Raw genomic sequence first — 14,869 nt, forward strand, 5'->3', positions numbered from 1 at the left:
GCAGCATGTTATCTTAATATTATAGAAAGAGGGGGATTTGAATGTCACAGAGTACAATGGCAATTATTGTACTGATCATAACGATTGCGATTTTTGTATCGCAGAAGGTAGCTATGCCGGTAGCGGCGTTGATCGGCGGGCTTCTGATGGTAATCATTGGTGCCCTGACGCCTGCGAATTTCTGCAGCTACTTTGGCAATAATGTCTGCCTGTTGTTAGCAGGTGTGGCTGTGGTGAGTGCGGCCATGTTTGAGACAGGCCTGTCTGCAAAGATTGGCGCTGCGATCATCAAGGTAAAGGTTTTGACGTCTACGGAAAAGGCATTTTTGCTGGGAATTATGGTCGTTTCAGGCGTAATGTCCATTTTTGTTGCAAATGTGCCAGTGGTTGCGCTGTTTATGCCTATCATTGCGACAGTCGCGGCTTCATCCCAGGGAAGGATCACAAAGAAGCATTTATATTATCCAATGGTCTGCACGGTGAGTGTCTGCGGAGCAGGCTCTCTGGTCGGTTCCGCAACGAATCTGCTGGGCTCTGCAGCTCTGGAGGAGACCGTTGGCTTTGGAATGGAAATGTTTGCTATGCTGCCTGTTGTGTTGATTTTGATGGCAGTTACTGTGCTATATTTTTTCCTGTTTGGCTATCAGCTGCAGCAGAAGGTATTTGATTTCCCGGAGGCGAAAGATGACAATGAAAATGCCGGGGAAGAACAGGAATACCGGCCTTTGCAGGCATGGATTGCCGGTCTGACATTTGTAGGGATCATGATCATGTTTATCCGCGGAGTCTGGAATTTTGGCGCAGTGGCCTGCCTGGGCGCGGTGATCTGCGTTTTGGCGGGATGCATTTCATGGAAAAAGGCTGTTCAGAAGATCGACTGGAACACCATTATTACAATAGCAGGTGCTCTGGCGCTGGCAGGCGGATTCAGCAATTCCGGCGCCGGTGATGTGGTGGCAAACGCGGTGGTAAATATGTTTGGCGGCGAGTCTGCCTCCCCGGTTCTGATCATGTGTGTAGCCATCGTTCTGACCTCGGCAGTCGGCTGCTTTATGTCGCATAATGCCATGGTTGCTGTTCTGGTTCCGATCTTCTGCACGGTTGCTACAAAGCTGGGCTCTGATCCGCTAGCCTTTGCGGTGGCGGTGACAGTTGCCATTAACATTTGCCATGCGACACCCGTGAGCACGACCATCTATATGATGCCGCTGTCCGCCGGATACCGCTTTAATGACTTTGTGAAGGTTGGTCTGCCGATCCTGATCATCAGCGACATTGTCATGTGTATTATCATGCCTGTACTTTACCATCTGTAGGCTTTTTGCTCTTATCACCTTAGGGTTTTGGATTTTGCACCGCGCCAGCCGTCCTCCCGGCAGCCGCGGTGCAAAATGCGGAAACTCAAGCTGGCCACGTCTTGACGAACATGCCCCAAACGCTTATACTTAAAGTTATGAAAATAGGCAGGTGCACGCAGAATGGGCATCCTGCATAGAAAAAGAGGGAAATGATTATGTGTCAGGATTGTAAAAAGCCATATTATATTACCACGGCCATCGCTTATGCCTCCGGAAAGCCTCACATCGGCAATACCTATGAGATCGTGCTGGCAGACAGCATTGCCAGGTATAAGAGGGCTCAGGGGTATGATGTGTTCTTTCAGACAGGTACAGACGAGCATGGGCAGAAGATCGAGGAGAAGGCGGATGCAGCTGGTGTTACCCCACAGGAGTTTGTGGATGGGGCTGCGGCTGAGATCAAGCGTATCTGGGATCTGATGAATACCTCCTATGACAAGTTCATCCGTACCACTAATAAGGATCACAAGGCCCAGGTACAGAAGATCTTTAAGAAGCTTTATGATCAGGGAGATATCTACAAGGGAGCTTATGAGGGGCTTTACTGTACTCCCTGCGAGTCCTTCTGGACACCCTCCCAGCTGGTGGACGGCAAATGTCCGGACTGCGGCCGTGAGGTGAGGCCGGCCAAGGAGGAGGCCTACTTCTTCCGTATGAGCAAATATGCTCCAAAGCTGATCGAGTATATCAATGAGCACCCGGAGTTTATCCAGCCTGTTTCCAGGAAGAATGAGATGATGAACAACTTCCTGCTCCCGGGCCTTCAGGACCTGTGCGTATCCAGGACATCCTTTAAGTGGGGCATTCCTGTTACCTTTGATCCAAAACATGTCACCTATGTGTGGCTGGATGCTCTGACAAACTATATCACCGGTATCGGATATGACTGTGACGGCAACAGCACAGAGCAGTTTGAAAAATTCTGGCCTGCTGACCTCCATCTGATCGGAAAGGATATCATCCGCTTCCATACCATTTACTGGCCTATCTTCCTGATGGCTCTGGGCGTGCCCCTTCCAAAGCAGGTGTTCGGACATCCGTGGCTTTTGCAGGGAGACGGAAAGATGAGCAAGTCAAAGGGTAATGTGCTTTATGCAGATACCCTTGTGGACTTCTTTGGCGTAGATGCCGTGCGTTATTTTGTACTCCATGAGATGCCATTTGACAATGACGGCGTGATCTCCTGGGAGCTGATGGTGGAGCGTATGAACTCCGACCTTGCCAATATCCTGGGCAACCTTGTGAACCGCACCATTTCTATGAGCAACAAGTATTTTGGCGGCGTGGTTGCTGACAAGGGCGTCTTGGAGCCGGTGGACGAGGACTTAAAGGCCGTTGTGCTGGATGAGGTGAAGAAGGTCGATGGAAAGATGGAGCAGCTGCGCGTGGCAGATGCCATCAGTGAGATCTTCGGCATTTTCAGAAGGAGCAACAAGTATATCGATGAGACCACTCCATGGACTCTGGCAAAGGATGAGGCAAAGAAGGACCGCCTTGCCACTGTGCTGTACAACCTGACAGAGGCCATCACCATCGGCGCCTCTCTCTTGGAGCCGTTCATGCCTGAGACCTCTGCGAAGATCCTGGCCCAGTTAAATACCCAAAAGCGGGAGCTGTCCCAGATGGATATTTTCGGGCAGTATCCGTCAGGCAACAAGGTAACGGACAAGCCGGAGATCCTGTTTGCACGTATGGATGTGAAGGAAGTCATGGAAAAGGTAGAGGCTATGCACGAGGCTGAGGCTGCAAAGGCCGGCAGGGAGGCTTTGGCAGAGGAATCACAGGAGGCAGAAGAGGCTGTGATCGATCTGGAAGCAAAGCCGGAGATCACCTACGATGATTTTGCAAAACTGCAGTTCCAGATTGGCGTGATCGTAAAGTGCGAAGCAGTACCAAAGTCGAAGAAGCTTCTCTGTTCTCAGGTAAAGATCGGAAGCAAGACGCGCCAGATCTTAAGCGGCATCAAGGCGCATTACTCACCGGAGGAAATGGTGGGCAAGCGTGTCATGGTGGTCACCAACTTAAAGCCTGCAAAGCTGGCAGGAATGCTGTCAGAGGGAATGATCCTCTGTGCAGAGGATGAAAACGGAAACCTGTCCTTAATGGTTCCTGAAAAGGAAATGCCTGCAGGGGCAGAGATCTGCTGATAAGAAAATATCATATAAGAGGAATAGCGCTGCGTGTATGATACCATGTCCGCAGCGCTTTTTGCAGCTTCCTATAAAGGTCTTTTAATGGAAAAGTGGGAGCGATTTTGGAAGAAAATGGGGGATAAGAAGGGAAAACAGGCAAAAAAACAGGCAAAAGTGGGAGAAACTTGCATTTTTTTCCATTATACGGTATGATGAAAAAAATGAGACAAGCTCTAGGAAAGGGGAGTGGGGACCCGATGCCATACAAAAGCAGAAGAAGCGGACTGACAGGGAATCAGCTTAAGATCATTGGCATTGCGGCTGTTCTGATAGATAATATTGGGGCAGTGGTGATCCAGAGGTATATCCTTATGGAGGCAGGCACAATGGGCGGCCGGCTGCTTGCTGCCGCGGGAGAGGGCCGATGGCTGATCGCGGGGCAGGCCTGCCGTTATGTGGGGCGTCTGGGCTTCCCTATTCTGGCGTTTTTGACGGTGGAGGAGTTTGTGCGTGCCAGGGAGAGAGGAATATATGCGATCAGACTTCTGGCAACGGCTGTGCTGGCAGAGGTTCCCTTTGACCTTGCTGTCTATGGGACGGCTGTGTATCCTTATTATCAGAATATGATGTTTACTCTGTTTATCGGAGTTCTGGTGATCACGGCTCTGGAGTGGATGGAGGATGGAGCATTCCAGACAACAATGAGGGCGAGATCCCTTTCACGTGCCGCCTATGGAATGGCGGTAACAGCATTGGGCTGCGCCGTTTCCTGGCTGTGCCAGTGTGATTACAATGTATTGGGGGTCCTGTTCATGGTGTCCATGTACTGCTTCCGCCGCAGCGAGACGGCACAGCTTATAAGCGGCGTGGTATTGTGTGCAGTGGAAAGCGTTGGCTGCTACTGCATTTCCGCATTGTCATTTGTACCTATTATGTTGTATAATGGCAGGCGTGGAACATTACAATTAAAATATCTGCTCTGTGCATTTTATCCTCTTCACTTTCTGGCTCTTTTGGGGATAGGTGCATGGATTGGAAAGGGAGCTTGAAACAGATGATATTTGATACCCATGCCCATTATGATGATGAGGCATTTCAAGAGGACAGAGAGGGGCTTTTAGCAGGCCTGAAAGACGCCGGGATCTGTGCTGTGACAAATATTGGCGCCAGTCTTGCAAGCTGTAAGACGACGCTGGCCCTGGCGGAGCGATACGAATGGATGTACGCTGCCTTGGGCGTCCATCCCAGTGAGAGCGCAGAGCTTGATGAGGCCGGTCTCCTCTGGATAAAGGAGCAATGCAATAATAAAAAGGTCAGGGCTGTGGGAGAGATCGGTCTTGATTATTATTGGGAGGAGCCGGAGCACGAGATACAGAAGAGATGGTTTGTGAGGCAGCTGGATCTTGCAAGGGAGAGGAAGCTTCCTATTGTCATCCACAGCCGGGATGCAGCGAAGGATACCCTGGATATTATGAAGGCAGAGAAGGCGGAAGATATGGGCGGGGTGATCCACTGCTTTTCCTATGGGAAGGAGATGGCAAGAGAATACCTGAATATGGGCTTTTTTCTGGGTGTGGGAGGCGTTGTCACCTTTAACAACGGAAAGAAGCTGAAGGAGGTTGTGGAGTATGCACCTCTTTCCTCCATTGTCCTGGAAACGGACTGTCCTTATCTTTCACCGGTTCCCAACAGAGGAAAGCGCAATTCTTCCCTGAACCTTCCCTATGTGGTTGATATGATCGCCAGGATAAAGGGTGTGGACAGGGAGACGGTGGAGCAGGTTACCTGGGAGAATGGGATGAGGCTTTATAGGCTTTCGTGAGTTCCGGCCGGAGTGCTGTTTGGCATTCTGGCCGGCTTTTTCCTGTCGGCTGAAGAGAATGGCTGCCCGATCTTCCGGAAGGCTCTTGACGGGCAGGCAGCATTTATCTATACTTATAGTGTGATCATTTTCAGGAATATCTGATTCCTGTAAAAATTCTTTTTATTCTTATATCGGATGCAGGATTTCCCTGCGGATTCAGGCGAAGAGTATGTTGAGAGGTGAGGCCTATTGATTGAGGGTATGTAAAATCCGTTTAAAAACATTGAACCGGACTTTGCAAAATTGTATAATGGAGGTACAAATGAAATCAAAATTGAACCGAACCTATAAAGACAGATTATTCCGTTTGATCTTTCAGGATAAAAGAGAGCTCCTGGCTCTTTATAATGCAATGAACGGGAGCGATTATGATGATCCGGAGGATCTGATCATTACCACGCTGGAGGATGTGATCTACATGTCCATGAAGAATGATGTGGCATTCTTAATGGGCGATGTACTGAATCTGTGGGAGCATCAAAGCTCCTATAATCCCAATATGCCTCTGCGCGGGCTGCTTTACTTTGCCAGACTTTATCGCAGGTATTTGGACGAACACAATATCAGTATCTATAGTTCCAGCCTAAAGAAGCTGCCGTTTCCACAGTATGTTGTTTTTTATAACGGTCTGGGAGATGAGCCGGACAGGAGAGAACTGCTCCTTTCAGATGCCTTTATTCAGGCAGAGGGAAGAAAAATGGAGCCCTGCCTGGAGGTGAAGGCGGTAATGCTGAACATTAATATGGGAAAGAACCAGAAATTGATGGATGAATGCCAGAGGCTGAAAGAGTATGCCGTGTTTGTTGCAAGTATAAGAGAAGGCCTGGTAAGCGGCCTGGAGGCAGAAACGGCAGTAGAGAATGCTATAAGAGATTGTCTTCAGAATGGCATCCTGACGGATATCCTGTCAAAACATAAACAGGAGGTAATTGGTATGTTTTTAACAGAATATGATGATCAGAAGTTTATGGAATGGGAAAGAGAGGAACGCTTTGAGGCAGGAAGGCAGGAGGGAATAGCAGTTGGACTGGAACAAGGAAGGGCAGCTGGTATGGCAGAGGGAAGGGCAGCCGGTATGGCAGAAGGAAGGGCAGCCGGTATGGCAGAAGGAAGGGCAGCTGGTATGGCAGAAGGAAGGGCAGCTGGTATGGCAGAAGGAAAAGCAGTCGGTATGGCAGAAGGAAAAGCAGAAGGCATAGCGGGCGCTGTATGTATGCTTCTGGAAGAGAAGGGACAGCTTCCGGGCCCGCTGCAGTTTGCCATTCTGGCAGAGAAGGACATTGAAACTCTAAATGGCTGGCTGAAGGCTGCCGGGCGGTCAACGTCTTTAGAGGAATTTTTAAAGCAAACGGGGCTGGAAGATATACGTTGACTTTTCCCATTCCATAAGCTACCATATTTCTAAAAGAGTAAAAGCAGGTAAAACCATTTATGGATAATAAATTAGGAAATCCGAAAAATACCATAGAAATCATACAGAAATATCAGTTTGCCTTTCAAAAAAAGTTTGGTCAGAATTTCCTGATCGATACCAGGGTTCTGGAGAAGATCATAAGCGCTGCAGGGATCACAAAGGAGGACTGCGTGCTGGAGATCGGGCCTGGGATCGGGACCATGACTCAGTATCTGGCAGAGAGCGCCGGACAGGTGGTGGCAGTGGAGATTGATACCAACCTTCTTCCGATCCTGGATGAAACACTGAAGGGCTATGACAATGTGACAGTGATCAACAATGATATCCTGAAGGTGGACATCAATCAGCTGGTGGAGAAATATAATCATGGGAGGCCGATCAAGGTGGTGGCCAACCTCCCCTATTATATCACGACTCCTATCATCATGGGGCTTTTTGAGAGCAGCGTGCCCATTGATAACATCACGGTCATGGTACAGAAGGAAGTGGCAGACAGGATGCAGGTGGGGCCAGGATCAAAGGACTATGGTGCCCTGTCACTGGCAGTGCAGTACTATGCAGAGCCCTATATTGTGGCAAATGTACCGCCCAACTGCTTTATCCCCAGGCCAAATGTAGGTTCCGCCGTCATCAGGCTTACCAGATACCAGGAACCGCCTGTGAAGGCGGCAGATCCGGCGCTTATGTTCAAGCTCATCCGGGCTTCCTTTAACCAGCGCAGGAAGACCCTGTTAAATGGACTGAACAATTCACCGGAGCTTGCATTTACAAAGGAACAGATAGCTGGGGCGTTAGAGGCGCTGGGACTTCCGGCCGCTGTCCGGGGAGAGGCACTGACCCTTGCCCAGTTTGCAGAGCTGTCTGATTATTTTACAGAGAAAGGAAAGCAAGGATGAAAAAAAGGTGGGGGAAGTTCCTGGCTGCTGCGGTAGCAGGAGCAGCTGCCGGGGTGGCAGTAAAAAAGGCACATGATGTGAAGAAGAAACAGAACAGTGTCCGTATGGCAGCCATGGAGGAAACAGTGATCCATAACAGGAGCTATGGGGACAGGAAGGCTTATCTGGTCGGAGGAGGCCTGGCTGCAATGGCAGCAGCAGCCTATCTGATCAGGGACTGCAGATTTCCGGGAAAGCAGATCACAATCTATGAGGGAATGCATATCCTGGGAGGAAGCAATGACGGTATCGGCACACCGGAAAAGGGCTTTGTATGCAGAGGCGGGCGTATGCTCAACGAAGAGACCTATGAGAATTTCTGGGAGCTGTTTGGCTCCATCCCGTCACTGACACGTCCGGGCAAGAGCGTTGCGGAGGAGATCCTTGATTTCGATCATGCCCATCCTACCTGTGCAAAGGCCAGACTGGTGGATAAGGATGGAAAGATCCTGGATGTGAAGTCCATGGGCTTTCACCATTCCGACCGTATGGCCCTTTTAAAGCTTTTGCGAACAGATGAAAAGAAGTTGGACAACCTGACGATCCAGGACTGGTTCAGGGAGACGCCGCATATATTTGAGACGAATTTCTGGCATATGTGGCAGACGACCTTTGCCTTCCAGAAGTGGAGTAGCCTTTTCGAGTTCCGCCGCTATATGAACCGTATGATATTTGAGTTTAGCCGGATCGAGACCCTGGAGGGAGTGACCAGAACGCCTCTCAACCAGTATGACAGTGTGATAAGGCCCCTGGAGGATTACCTGAGAAAGGCAGGGGTATCCTTTGTGGAGAACTGTGAGGTGACAGATATTGACTTTGAGGATGGACCTGGTATCACAGCAAAGGCACTTTATCTAAAGCGCAGGATCCAAGAAGAGGCAGACGGAGCAGGGACAAAAGAATCCTTTGTATTTGAGACCGTCCGCCTGAAGGCTGGAGATATCTGCATTATGACAAATGCCTGCATGACCGACAGCGCGACTCTGGGAGATATGGACCGTCCGGCACCTGCACCCGACAAAAAGCCTGTCAGTGGAAGCTTGTGGGCAAAGGTGGCGGCAAAGAAGCCAGGCCTGGGAAATCCGGAGCCTTTTTTCTCAAAGCCTCATGAGACCAACTGGATGAGCTTTACGGTTACCTGCGGCGGCAATGAGGTGCTAAAGGCCATTGAGGAATTTACCGGAAATGTACCTGGAAGCGGCGCTCTCATGACCTTTAAGGATTCCAGCTGGCTTATGAGCAGCGTGGTCGCAGCCCAGCCTCATTTTGCCAACCAGCCTGAGGATGTTACCATCTTCTGGGGATATGGACTTTACACAGATGCAGTGGGTGACTATGTGAAGAAGCCTATGAAGGAGTGTACGGGAAGAGAGCTTTTGACAGAGTACTTCCATCAGCTGCATTTTACAGAGGAAAAGATAGACGAACTGATGGCGACTGTGATCAATGTCATCCCCTGTTATATGCCTTATGTGGATGCCCAGTTTGAGCCGCGCAGATACAGCGACAGGCCGCAGGTGATCCCAGGGGGCTCTACCAATTTTGCTATGGTAAGCCAGTTTGTGGAGATCCCGGAGGACATGGTATTCACAGAGGAATATTCTGTGCGGGCAGCCAGGATAGCTGTATACGGGCTTATGAATGTGAAAAAGAGCATTTGCCCTGTAACACCTTATCATAAGCAGCCGGCGGTACTGCTTAAGGCTGTCAGAAAAGCCTATATGTAAGATACAATGGAGTTTGAGAGCCGATGATATTTATTGGAGGAATCAGCCAGGGACAGAAGATCCTGGACTATGTAAAGACGGTGATCTGTGACCGATGCGGCCGTTATGGGCGGTATCAGGTGATGATGACCTATATGTATTTCAGCTTTTTCTTTATCCCGCTGTTTAAATGGAACAAAAAATTCTATGTGAAAATGACCTGCTGCGGGGCTGTGTATGAGCTTGACCCGGAAGTGGGGAGAGCCATCCTTGCGGGGCAGGACGTTGACATTACCGGGAAGGATCTGACCCTGATCCAGGAGGGAAACAGCAGGAGCGGATACGAGAACGGCGCCTACAAGACATGGAAGAAATGCAGCCGGTGCGGCTATGAGACAGAGGAGGATTTTGACTTCTGCCCCAAATGCGGGAACAGGCTGTAAACGGACATGCCGCCTGTCCGGCGGCGGACTTTTATAGTAATGAAAAAAGTAAGGCAGAATAGATAGAAGAAAGCAGGAACAGGAAATGAGGAAGGCATTGGTACAGGCCGGAGTAGAGGCCATCATCACCAATAAACCGGATCTGTGCAGAGAGGTAGTGGATGAAAAAAGACCAGAGCCGCTGGCGTGATATCACACCAGCGGCTCCGGCCCGTTCATTCGAACAGGAAGCTTATCCTGAAATTCCATGTATCCTGGGATCCTTCGACCAAAGGAGAAGAAAGCTGTTCTTGTCATAGCCCGAAGGATAGAGAAGATCAAACTCGATCTTGATGTCAGGTTTGGATTTGTTGATCTTAAACCCCAGCATTTTGATCTTATCCTTATTGAAGGCAGCCTGCATATCAGTCATTACTTCGTCAAAATGGTCAGTGGTGATCTTTACATACCCTCTGACAGGCTCGGCAGACAGGAACCGTATCCTGTGAAGGAGGATCTGGATAAATACTACCAAAAGCCCTGCACAGATGCCGATAAAATAGGAGCCGGCCCCGATGGCCATGCCCACTCCTGCTGTGGTCCATATGCCTGCGGCAGTGGTAAGGCCGCTCACCATGTTGTTGCGGACAAAGATAATGCCTGCGCCCAGAAAACCAACGCCGGAGACGATCTGGGCAGCAACCCTGGAGGCATCATAGTCAGGAATGTCCCCAAAACAATATTTGGAAACGATCATGATCAATGCGGCGCCCAGGCTTACGATCGCATGGGTGCGCATACCTGCGCTCTTATCTCTGCTTTTCCGCTCATATCCGATGATATATCCCAAAAAACATGCCAATATGATCCTTAAAAGCAGCTCCAGCTGAAAGAGAATATCTGAGCTTCTGAAAAATGAAAAAAGGTAATCCATATGCAAGCCCTCCCTGATGTCAAATGATGCCTATGTTCTATCACATTTTACATTATTTTACAACCTCTACAATCTGAAATCCCTTTTCTTTTAACAGCTCTTCGCAGGGGCTGTCCAAATGCATGCAGAATACCCGGCTGCGCTCTTTCGCAGGGATCCACTGCTCCAGCCTGCCATAAAAGCAATGGGAGGGGTTGGGAGAATCGTGGGTAGAGGTATCGTGGTAGATCCTGCCGATCTTTCCCTCCAGGAATCCTGCCAGAACCTGTTCAGGAAGAGCAGAGGAATCGCCGCTGTAATAAATGCAGTCCTCCCCATCAGAGAGAATATATCCATAGCATTTCATGTCAGCTGCGTGTTTTACCTCAACAGGCTCTGCAGTCAGCCCGGCGCCGTTTTCCGGCAGCCGTTCTGTGTAGACATAGCCCTTCTTATCAATGCCCTCCAATGTAAGGAGCTCCACGATGGTGTGCTCCGGATGGACCACATGGACCTGCATCTGGCGCAGGCAGTAGAAGTAGGAGATGAGAGTCCCCAGGCTTCCCACATGATCCGCATGAAGATGGGTCAGGATGACATAAACCTTTTCGATCTCATCCAGATCCACCAGGTGATACAGATGGTCAAAGGCGGTCTCGCCGCAGTCGATCAGGTACAGCTCCTTCCCGTAAAGGAAGTAAGCTCCCGTATTGCCATAAACAGGATAAAAGGCAGAGCCTTTTCCCAGAAAATTCAGCTTCATATGTGCAACCTCCTAGTTATTCTTTGATGCCTGCGCTTACAAAACTGCTCATAAACTGCTTCTGTGCAAAGAAGAATGCCACAAGAAGAGGAATGATGATGATAAATGCCGCCGCACAGACATTGGCCCACTGCATATTTGCCTCCTTTGATTTGGCGAAGATGGCAAGACCTACTGTCAGGGTACGGTTCTGAGGTGAATTGGTAACGATCAGGGGCCACAGGTAGTTGTTCCAGTGGTAGCTGACAGAGATCACGGCAAAGGAGAGGTATGCAGGCTTTGCACAGGGCATGTATACTTTCCAGATGGTCTGCCAGGTGCTGGCTCCATCGATCATAGCTGCCTCAGATAATGCTTTTGGTATCGATTTAAAATGCTGTCTCAAGAGGAAGATGGCCATGGCGCTTCCGTAGAAAGGAAGCATCATACCAATCTTTGTATCTATCAGCTTGAGCTCTGATAAGGTCATAAAGTTTGGTGTGATCAGTACATCATTGGGGATGATGATCTGCATGAAGATCACTGCAAACACCAGGGAGGATCCCTTAAAATCCATAACGCCCAGGGCATAAGCTGCAAGAGTGGAAGTGAAAAACTGCACTGCAAAGGTGCACACTACCAGGGTCAGAGTATTCAAATAGTAAGTTCCAAATGGAATGGCATTCCATACATAGGCGATGTTGTCCAGGGTAAATGCTGTTGTTGGGAACAAGGTCATATGGAAGGAGGGAATAGAGAATGCTGTTCCTACCAGCCAAATGAGGGGGATGAGCCACAGGACGCCTAAAATGACTGCAAATACAGTGATAGCGAAACCGATTAATTTTCTCCGTTGCAAATTTACCGCCTCCTTTAATTATAATGTATTTTCTTATCCTGGCTTAAGAACCTGGGCAGAGCCACGATCATAAGAAGGACAAGCATAACGGTTGTAAGGGCGGATGAAATACCGTAGTTGAAGTTCGTGAAGCCCTGCTGATAAATGTAGTACAGAAGCAGGGTGGAGGCGTTGTTGGGAGCGCCCTCTGTCATGATAACAACATGATCCACCAGCTTAAAGCTGTTTGTCAGTGCGATGGTGGATACGAACAGGAAGGTTGGTGCCAGCAGAGGCAGTGTGATCCTCCTGAAAATGGTCCAGGCATTGGCTCCGTCGATGCGTGCGGCTTCGTTTACGTCTTCAGAAATACTCTGAATGCCGGAGAGGAAGAATACCATCAGGTATCCGGCCTCCTTCCAGACATACATGAAGGCCATAGCAGGGAGAACTGTTTTCTTGCTGGAAAGTACATTCATTGGCTTTAAACCAAAGCTTGCAAGCATCTGGTCAAACAGGCCGTTCTTTGCCATGTAGATGAACATCCAGATACTGGCAATAGCGATCATGGGCATGATGACCGGATAGAAATAAGCAGTGCGGACAAACCCGGTGGCGCGGCTTTTTCTGTTGACAATGGTTGCCAGGAAAAGGCCTACTACCATGCTGGGGATGATCGTAATAAGCGCAAAGTAAAGGGTGTTGCCCATCACCTTCCAGAAGAGGGAGGACTTTGCCAGGGTCATATAATTTTCCAGCCCGATAAACTCCGCCCCCTTCATACCCAGCTTATATTTTGTGAGGCTTAAGTAAACGCTGCGGAAAATAGGCCATACCGTAAAGGTCAGCATAAAAATCAGAGATGGCGCGACTAAAAGCCAGGCCAGGAGATTCTTGCGAAGGTCACGTTGTTTTTTGGTAAGGGTTTTCATATGTCTATCCTCTTTTATCAATGCCGATTAAGAATGGGGCCCTCCGGTTGGGAGGGCCTTTATGAAACGTCAGTTTACTGGTACTCAGCCAGGATCTCAGTTGCCTGTTCCTGTGCTGCTGTCAATGCTTCCTGTGCGGTTGCATCGCCGACAACGGCTGCCTGGATGTTGTCATTTAATACTCTCCAGATCTCAGCTGCATTGTAGGTGGTAAGCTCTGGCTTGGAGATCGGGATCTGCTCGTAAGCGATCTTTGCCTGTGGAAGCTCCTCGTAATAGTTCTTTAAGAGGTCTGTCTCAAAGCAGGACTTTCTTGTTGCAACATAGCCTGTATCTAAGGACCACTGAGCAGCTCTCTCTGTTTCTGTTGCAAACTTGATGAATTTCCAAGCTGCCTGTACTCTGTCCTCAGAAATACCGTTGGAGATATAGAAGTTGCCGCCGCCGGTAGCTGCTGCCTGTCTCTTGTTGCCTGGCAGGAATGCGGTGCCGAACTCAAACTCTGCGTTCTGGCTGATGTTAGCCAGGTTGCCGGTGGTGTGGTAGATCATAGCAACCTCGCCTGCTAAGAACTGAGTAGGAAGATCAGTCCACTGTACGATGCCGGGAGCCATGATCTCATACTTGTTCTGAAGGTCGAGCCAGAGCTGAAGTGCCTCTACGTTCTCAGGTGTATCGAACAGAACAGCCTTGCCGTCCTCTGTCATCAGGTTTTCGCCGTTTACACTGTTCTGGAGGCAGAAGCCTGTGAACTGCCACTGAGCAGAACCGGAGTTCAGAGCGATACCTACGCCGTAACGGTTCTCATTGGTAAGCTTCTGTCCGTACTCAACGAGTTCGTCCCAGGTGGTAGGAGCCTTCTCCGGATCTAAGCCGACCTCTTTGAAGGCGTCTTTGTTATAGTAAAGGATCTCAGTACTTCTCTGGAATGGGATGGAGTAGATCTGTCCGTCCACATAGGAGTCTTCCATGAAGCCCTCAAGAAAATCAGAGATATAGGCCTCGCCCTCCTCATCAGCTGCGATGAGGTCGTCTAATGGCATTGCCATACCAGTGGAAGCCATGGTAAAGCGCTGGGTTGCAAGGCTTACGAATACATCCGGCGGGGTTCCGCCCTGGATAGCAGTCTGGATCTTTGTAACAGTGTCATCGTAGTTTCCAGTGTAAACCGGCTCAACAACAATGTCAGGATTTTCTGCGTTGAAGTCAGCGCAGATCTTCTCAATAAGCTGTGCAGCGGAGCCGCCTACATTGACCGGATAATAGAAGGTCAGGTGAAGAGCATCACCGCTTGACTCAGCTGGTGCCTCTGCGGCTGCTGCTGTGGTCTCGCCGGAAGCTGCCTGGGTTGCAGGTGCCTGAGTAGCCTGCTGTGCGTTGCCGCTGTTTCCGCAGCCGGAAAGGGCAAGGGCGGAAGCTGCCATACATGCCGCTGCTGCAAATGCTAAATTCTTTTTCATGTGTCTCCTCCTTTTTGAGTTCCTGTTTAACGGATGATTTGATTATAACATCGATATTGAAACGTGTCAATTAGTATATTATACTTTTTACACAAACTTTACACTATTTTACAAGAAACAACAAATAAAATTTACAATAGATTACCATAAAAG

At 49.3% G+C, this 14,869-nt stretch carries 14 protein-coding genes; 9 read left to right on the top strand and 5 right to left on the bottom strand.

From position 1 onward, the window contains the following. Nucleotides 1-56 precede the first annotated feature (56 nt). From LIZ87_RS05445 to LIZ87_RS05480, 9 genes are all read left to right on the top strand, one after another. Nucleotides 57-1,316, top strand: a complete 1,260-nt coding sequence (locus tag LIZ87_RS05445) for an SLC13 family permease (RefSeq protein WP_227145704.1) — start codon at nt 57-59, stop codon at nt 1,314-1,316. 197 nt (nt 1,317-1,513) lie between these two features. Further along, nucleotides 1,514-3,505, top strand: a complete 1,992-nt coding sequence (gene metG, locus LIZ87_RS05450; protein ID WP_178315157.1) for a methionine--tRNA ligase — start codon at nt 1,514-1,516, stop codon at nt 3,503-3,505. A gap of 242 nt (nt 3,506-3,747) precedes the next feature. After that, on the top strand, nt 3,748-4,539 hold the full coding sequence (locus tag LIZ87_RS05455; protein ID WP_178315159.1) for a TraX family protein: 792 nt from the start codon (nt 3,748-3,750) through the stop codon (nt 4,537-4,539). A gap of 5 nt (nt 4,540-4,544) precedes the next feature. Next, a complete protein-coding gene (locus LIZ87_RS05460; protein ID WP_178315162.1) occupies nt 4,545-5,312 on the top strand; it encodes a TatD family hydrolase in 768 nt (255 codons plus the stop codon). 12 nt (nt 5,313-5,324) lie between these two features. After that, entirely contained in the window at nt 5,325-5,456 is a 132-nt protein-coding gene (locus tag LIZ87_RS22345) for a hypothetical protein (RefSeq protein WP_264467910.1), read from the top strand. A gap of 160 nt (nt 5,457-5,616) precedes the next feature. After that, nucleotides 5,617-6,726 (top strand): hypothetical protein, encoded by a 1,110-nt coding sequence (locus LIZ87_RS05465; protein WP_227145705.1) that lies wholly within the window; start codon nt 5,617-5,619, stop codon nt 6,724-6,726. Between the two features lie 59 nt (nt 6,727-6,785). Continuing rightward, nucleotides 6,786-7,664, top strand: coding sequence for a 16S rRNA (adenine(1518)-N(6)/adenine(1519)-N(6))-dimethyltransferase RsmA (gene rsmA, locus LIZ87_RS05470; RefSeq protein ID WP_227145707.1), 879 nt, complete (start codon nt 6,786-6,788; stop codon nt 7,662-7,664). Beyond that, complete coding sequence (locus tag LIZ87_RS05475) at nt 7,661-9,430, top strand: oleate hydratase (protein WP_227145709.1); 1,770 nt, start codon at nt 7,661-7,663, stop codon at nt 9,428-9,430. Before rsmA ends, LIZ87_RS05475 begins: the two co-directional genes overlap by 4 nt. Before the next feature lie 23 nt (nt 9,431-9,453). Next, nucleotides 9,454-9,852, top strand: coding sequence for a zinc ribbon domain-containing protein (locus LIZ87_RS05480; protein ID WP_178314485.1), 399 nt, complete (start codon nt 9,454-9,456; stop codon nt 9,850-9,852). Between the two features lie 232 nt (nt 9,853-10,084). Here the strand turns inward: LIZ87_RS05480 and LIZ87_RS05485 are convergent, their stop codons facing one another. The 5 genes from LIZ87_RS05485 to LIZ87_RS05505 form a co-directional block, all read right to left on the bottom strand. Next, entirely contained in the window at nt 10,085-10,765 is a 681-nt protein-coding gene (locus LIZ87_RS05485) for an MgtC/SapB family protein (RefSeq protein WP_178314487.1), read from the bottom strand. A 52-nt stretch (nt 10,766-10,817) separates the two neighbouring features. Beyond that, nucleotides 10,818-11,507 (bottom strand): MBL fold metallo-hydrolase, encoded by a 690-nt coding sequence (locus tag LIZ87_RS05490; protein WP_227145711.1) that lies wholly within the window; start codon nt 11,505-11,507, stop codon nt 10,818-10,820. A gap of 16 nt (nt 11,508-11,523) precedes the next feature. After that, nucleotides 11,524-12,345, bottom strand: coding sequence for a carbohydrate ABC transporter permease (locus LIZ87_RS05495; RefSeq protein ID WP_178314491.1), 822 nt, complete (start codon nt 12,343-12,345; stop codon nt 11,524-11,526). 14 nt (nt 12,346-12,359) lie between these two features. Further along, the gene (locus tag LIZ87_RS05500; protein ID WP_178314494.1) at nt 12,360-13,256 is read right to left on the bottom strand and encodes a carbohydrate ABC transporter permease; all 897 of its coding nucleotides are present in this window, start codon (nt 13,254-13,256) and stop codon (nt 12,360-12,362) included. A 74-nt stretch (nt 13,257-13,330) separates the two neighbouring features. Then, nucleotides 13,331-14,716 (bottom strand): ABC transporter substrate-binding protein, encoded by a 1,386-nt coding sequence (locus LIZ87_RS05505; protein ID WP_227145714.1) that lies wholly within the window; start codon nt 14,714-14,716, stop codon nt 13,331-13,333. Nucleotides 14,717-14,869: the final 153 nt, after the last annotated feature.

Source organism: Lacrimispora sp. 210928-DFI.3.58 (assembly GCF_020554865.1).
Classification (GTDB): Bacteria; Bacillota; Clostridia; order Lachnospirales; family Lachnospiraceae; genus Enterocloster.

Excerpts from the sequence above, each read along its gene's own strand:
- LIZ87_RS05445 (WP_227145704.1), top strand. The coding sequence starts at position 57 with ATGGCAATTATTGTACTGATCATAACGATTGCGATTTTTGTATCGCAG.
- metG (WP_178315157.1), top strand. The coding sequence starts at position 1,514 with ATGTGTCAGGATTGTAAAAAGCCATATTATATTACCACGGCCATCGCT.
- LIZ87_RS05455 (WP_178315159.1), top strand. The coding sequence starts at position 3,748 with ATGCCATACAAAAGCAGAAGAAGCGGACTGACAGGGAATCAGCTTAAG.
- LIZ87_RS05460 (WP_178315162.1), top strand. The coding sequence starts at position 4,545 with ATGATATTTGATACCCATGCCCATTATGATGATGAGGCATTTCAAGAG.
- LIZ87_RS05465 (WP_227145705.1), top strand. The coding sequence starts at position 5,617 with ATGAAATCAAAATTGAACCGAACCTATAAAGACAGATTATTCCGTTTG.
- rsmA (WP_227145707.1), top strand. The coding sequence starts at position 6,786 with ATGGATAATAAATTAGGAAATCCGAAAAATACCATAGAAATCATACAG.
- LIZ87_RS05475 (WP_227145709.1), top strand. The coding sequence starts at position 7,661 with ATGAAAAAAAGGTGGGGGAAGTTCCTGGCTGCTGCGGTAGCAGGAGCA.
- LIZ87_RS05480 (WP_178314485.1), top strand. The coding sequence starts at position 9,454 with ATGATATTTATTGGAGGAATCAGCCAGGGACAGAAGATCCTGGACTAT.
- LIZ87_RS05485 (WP_178314487.1), bottom strand. The coding sequence starts at position 10,765 with ATGGATTACCTTTTTTCATTTTTCAGAAGCTCAGATATTCTCTTTCAG.
- LIZ87_RS05490 (WP_227145711.1), bottom strand. The coding sequence starts at position 11,507 with ATGAAGCTGAATTTTCTGGGAAAAGGCTCTGCCTTTTATCCTGTTTAT.
- LIZ87_RS05500 (WP_178314494.1), bottom strand. The coding sequence starts at position 13,256 with ATGAAAACCCTTACCAAAAAACAACGTGACCTTCGCAAGAATCTCCTG.
- LIZ87_RS05505 (WP_227145714.1), bottom strand. The coding sequence starts at position 14,716 with ATGAAAAAGAATTTAGCATTTGCAGCAGCGGCATGTATGGCAGCTTCC.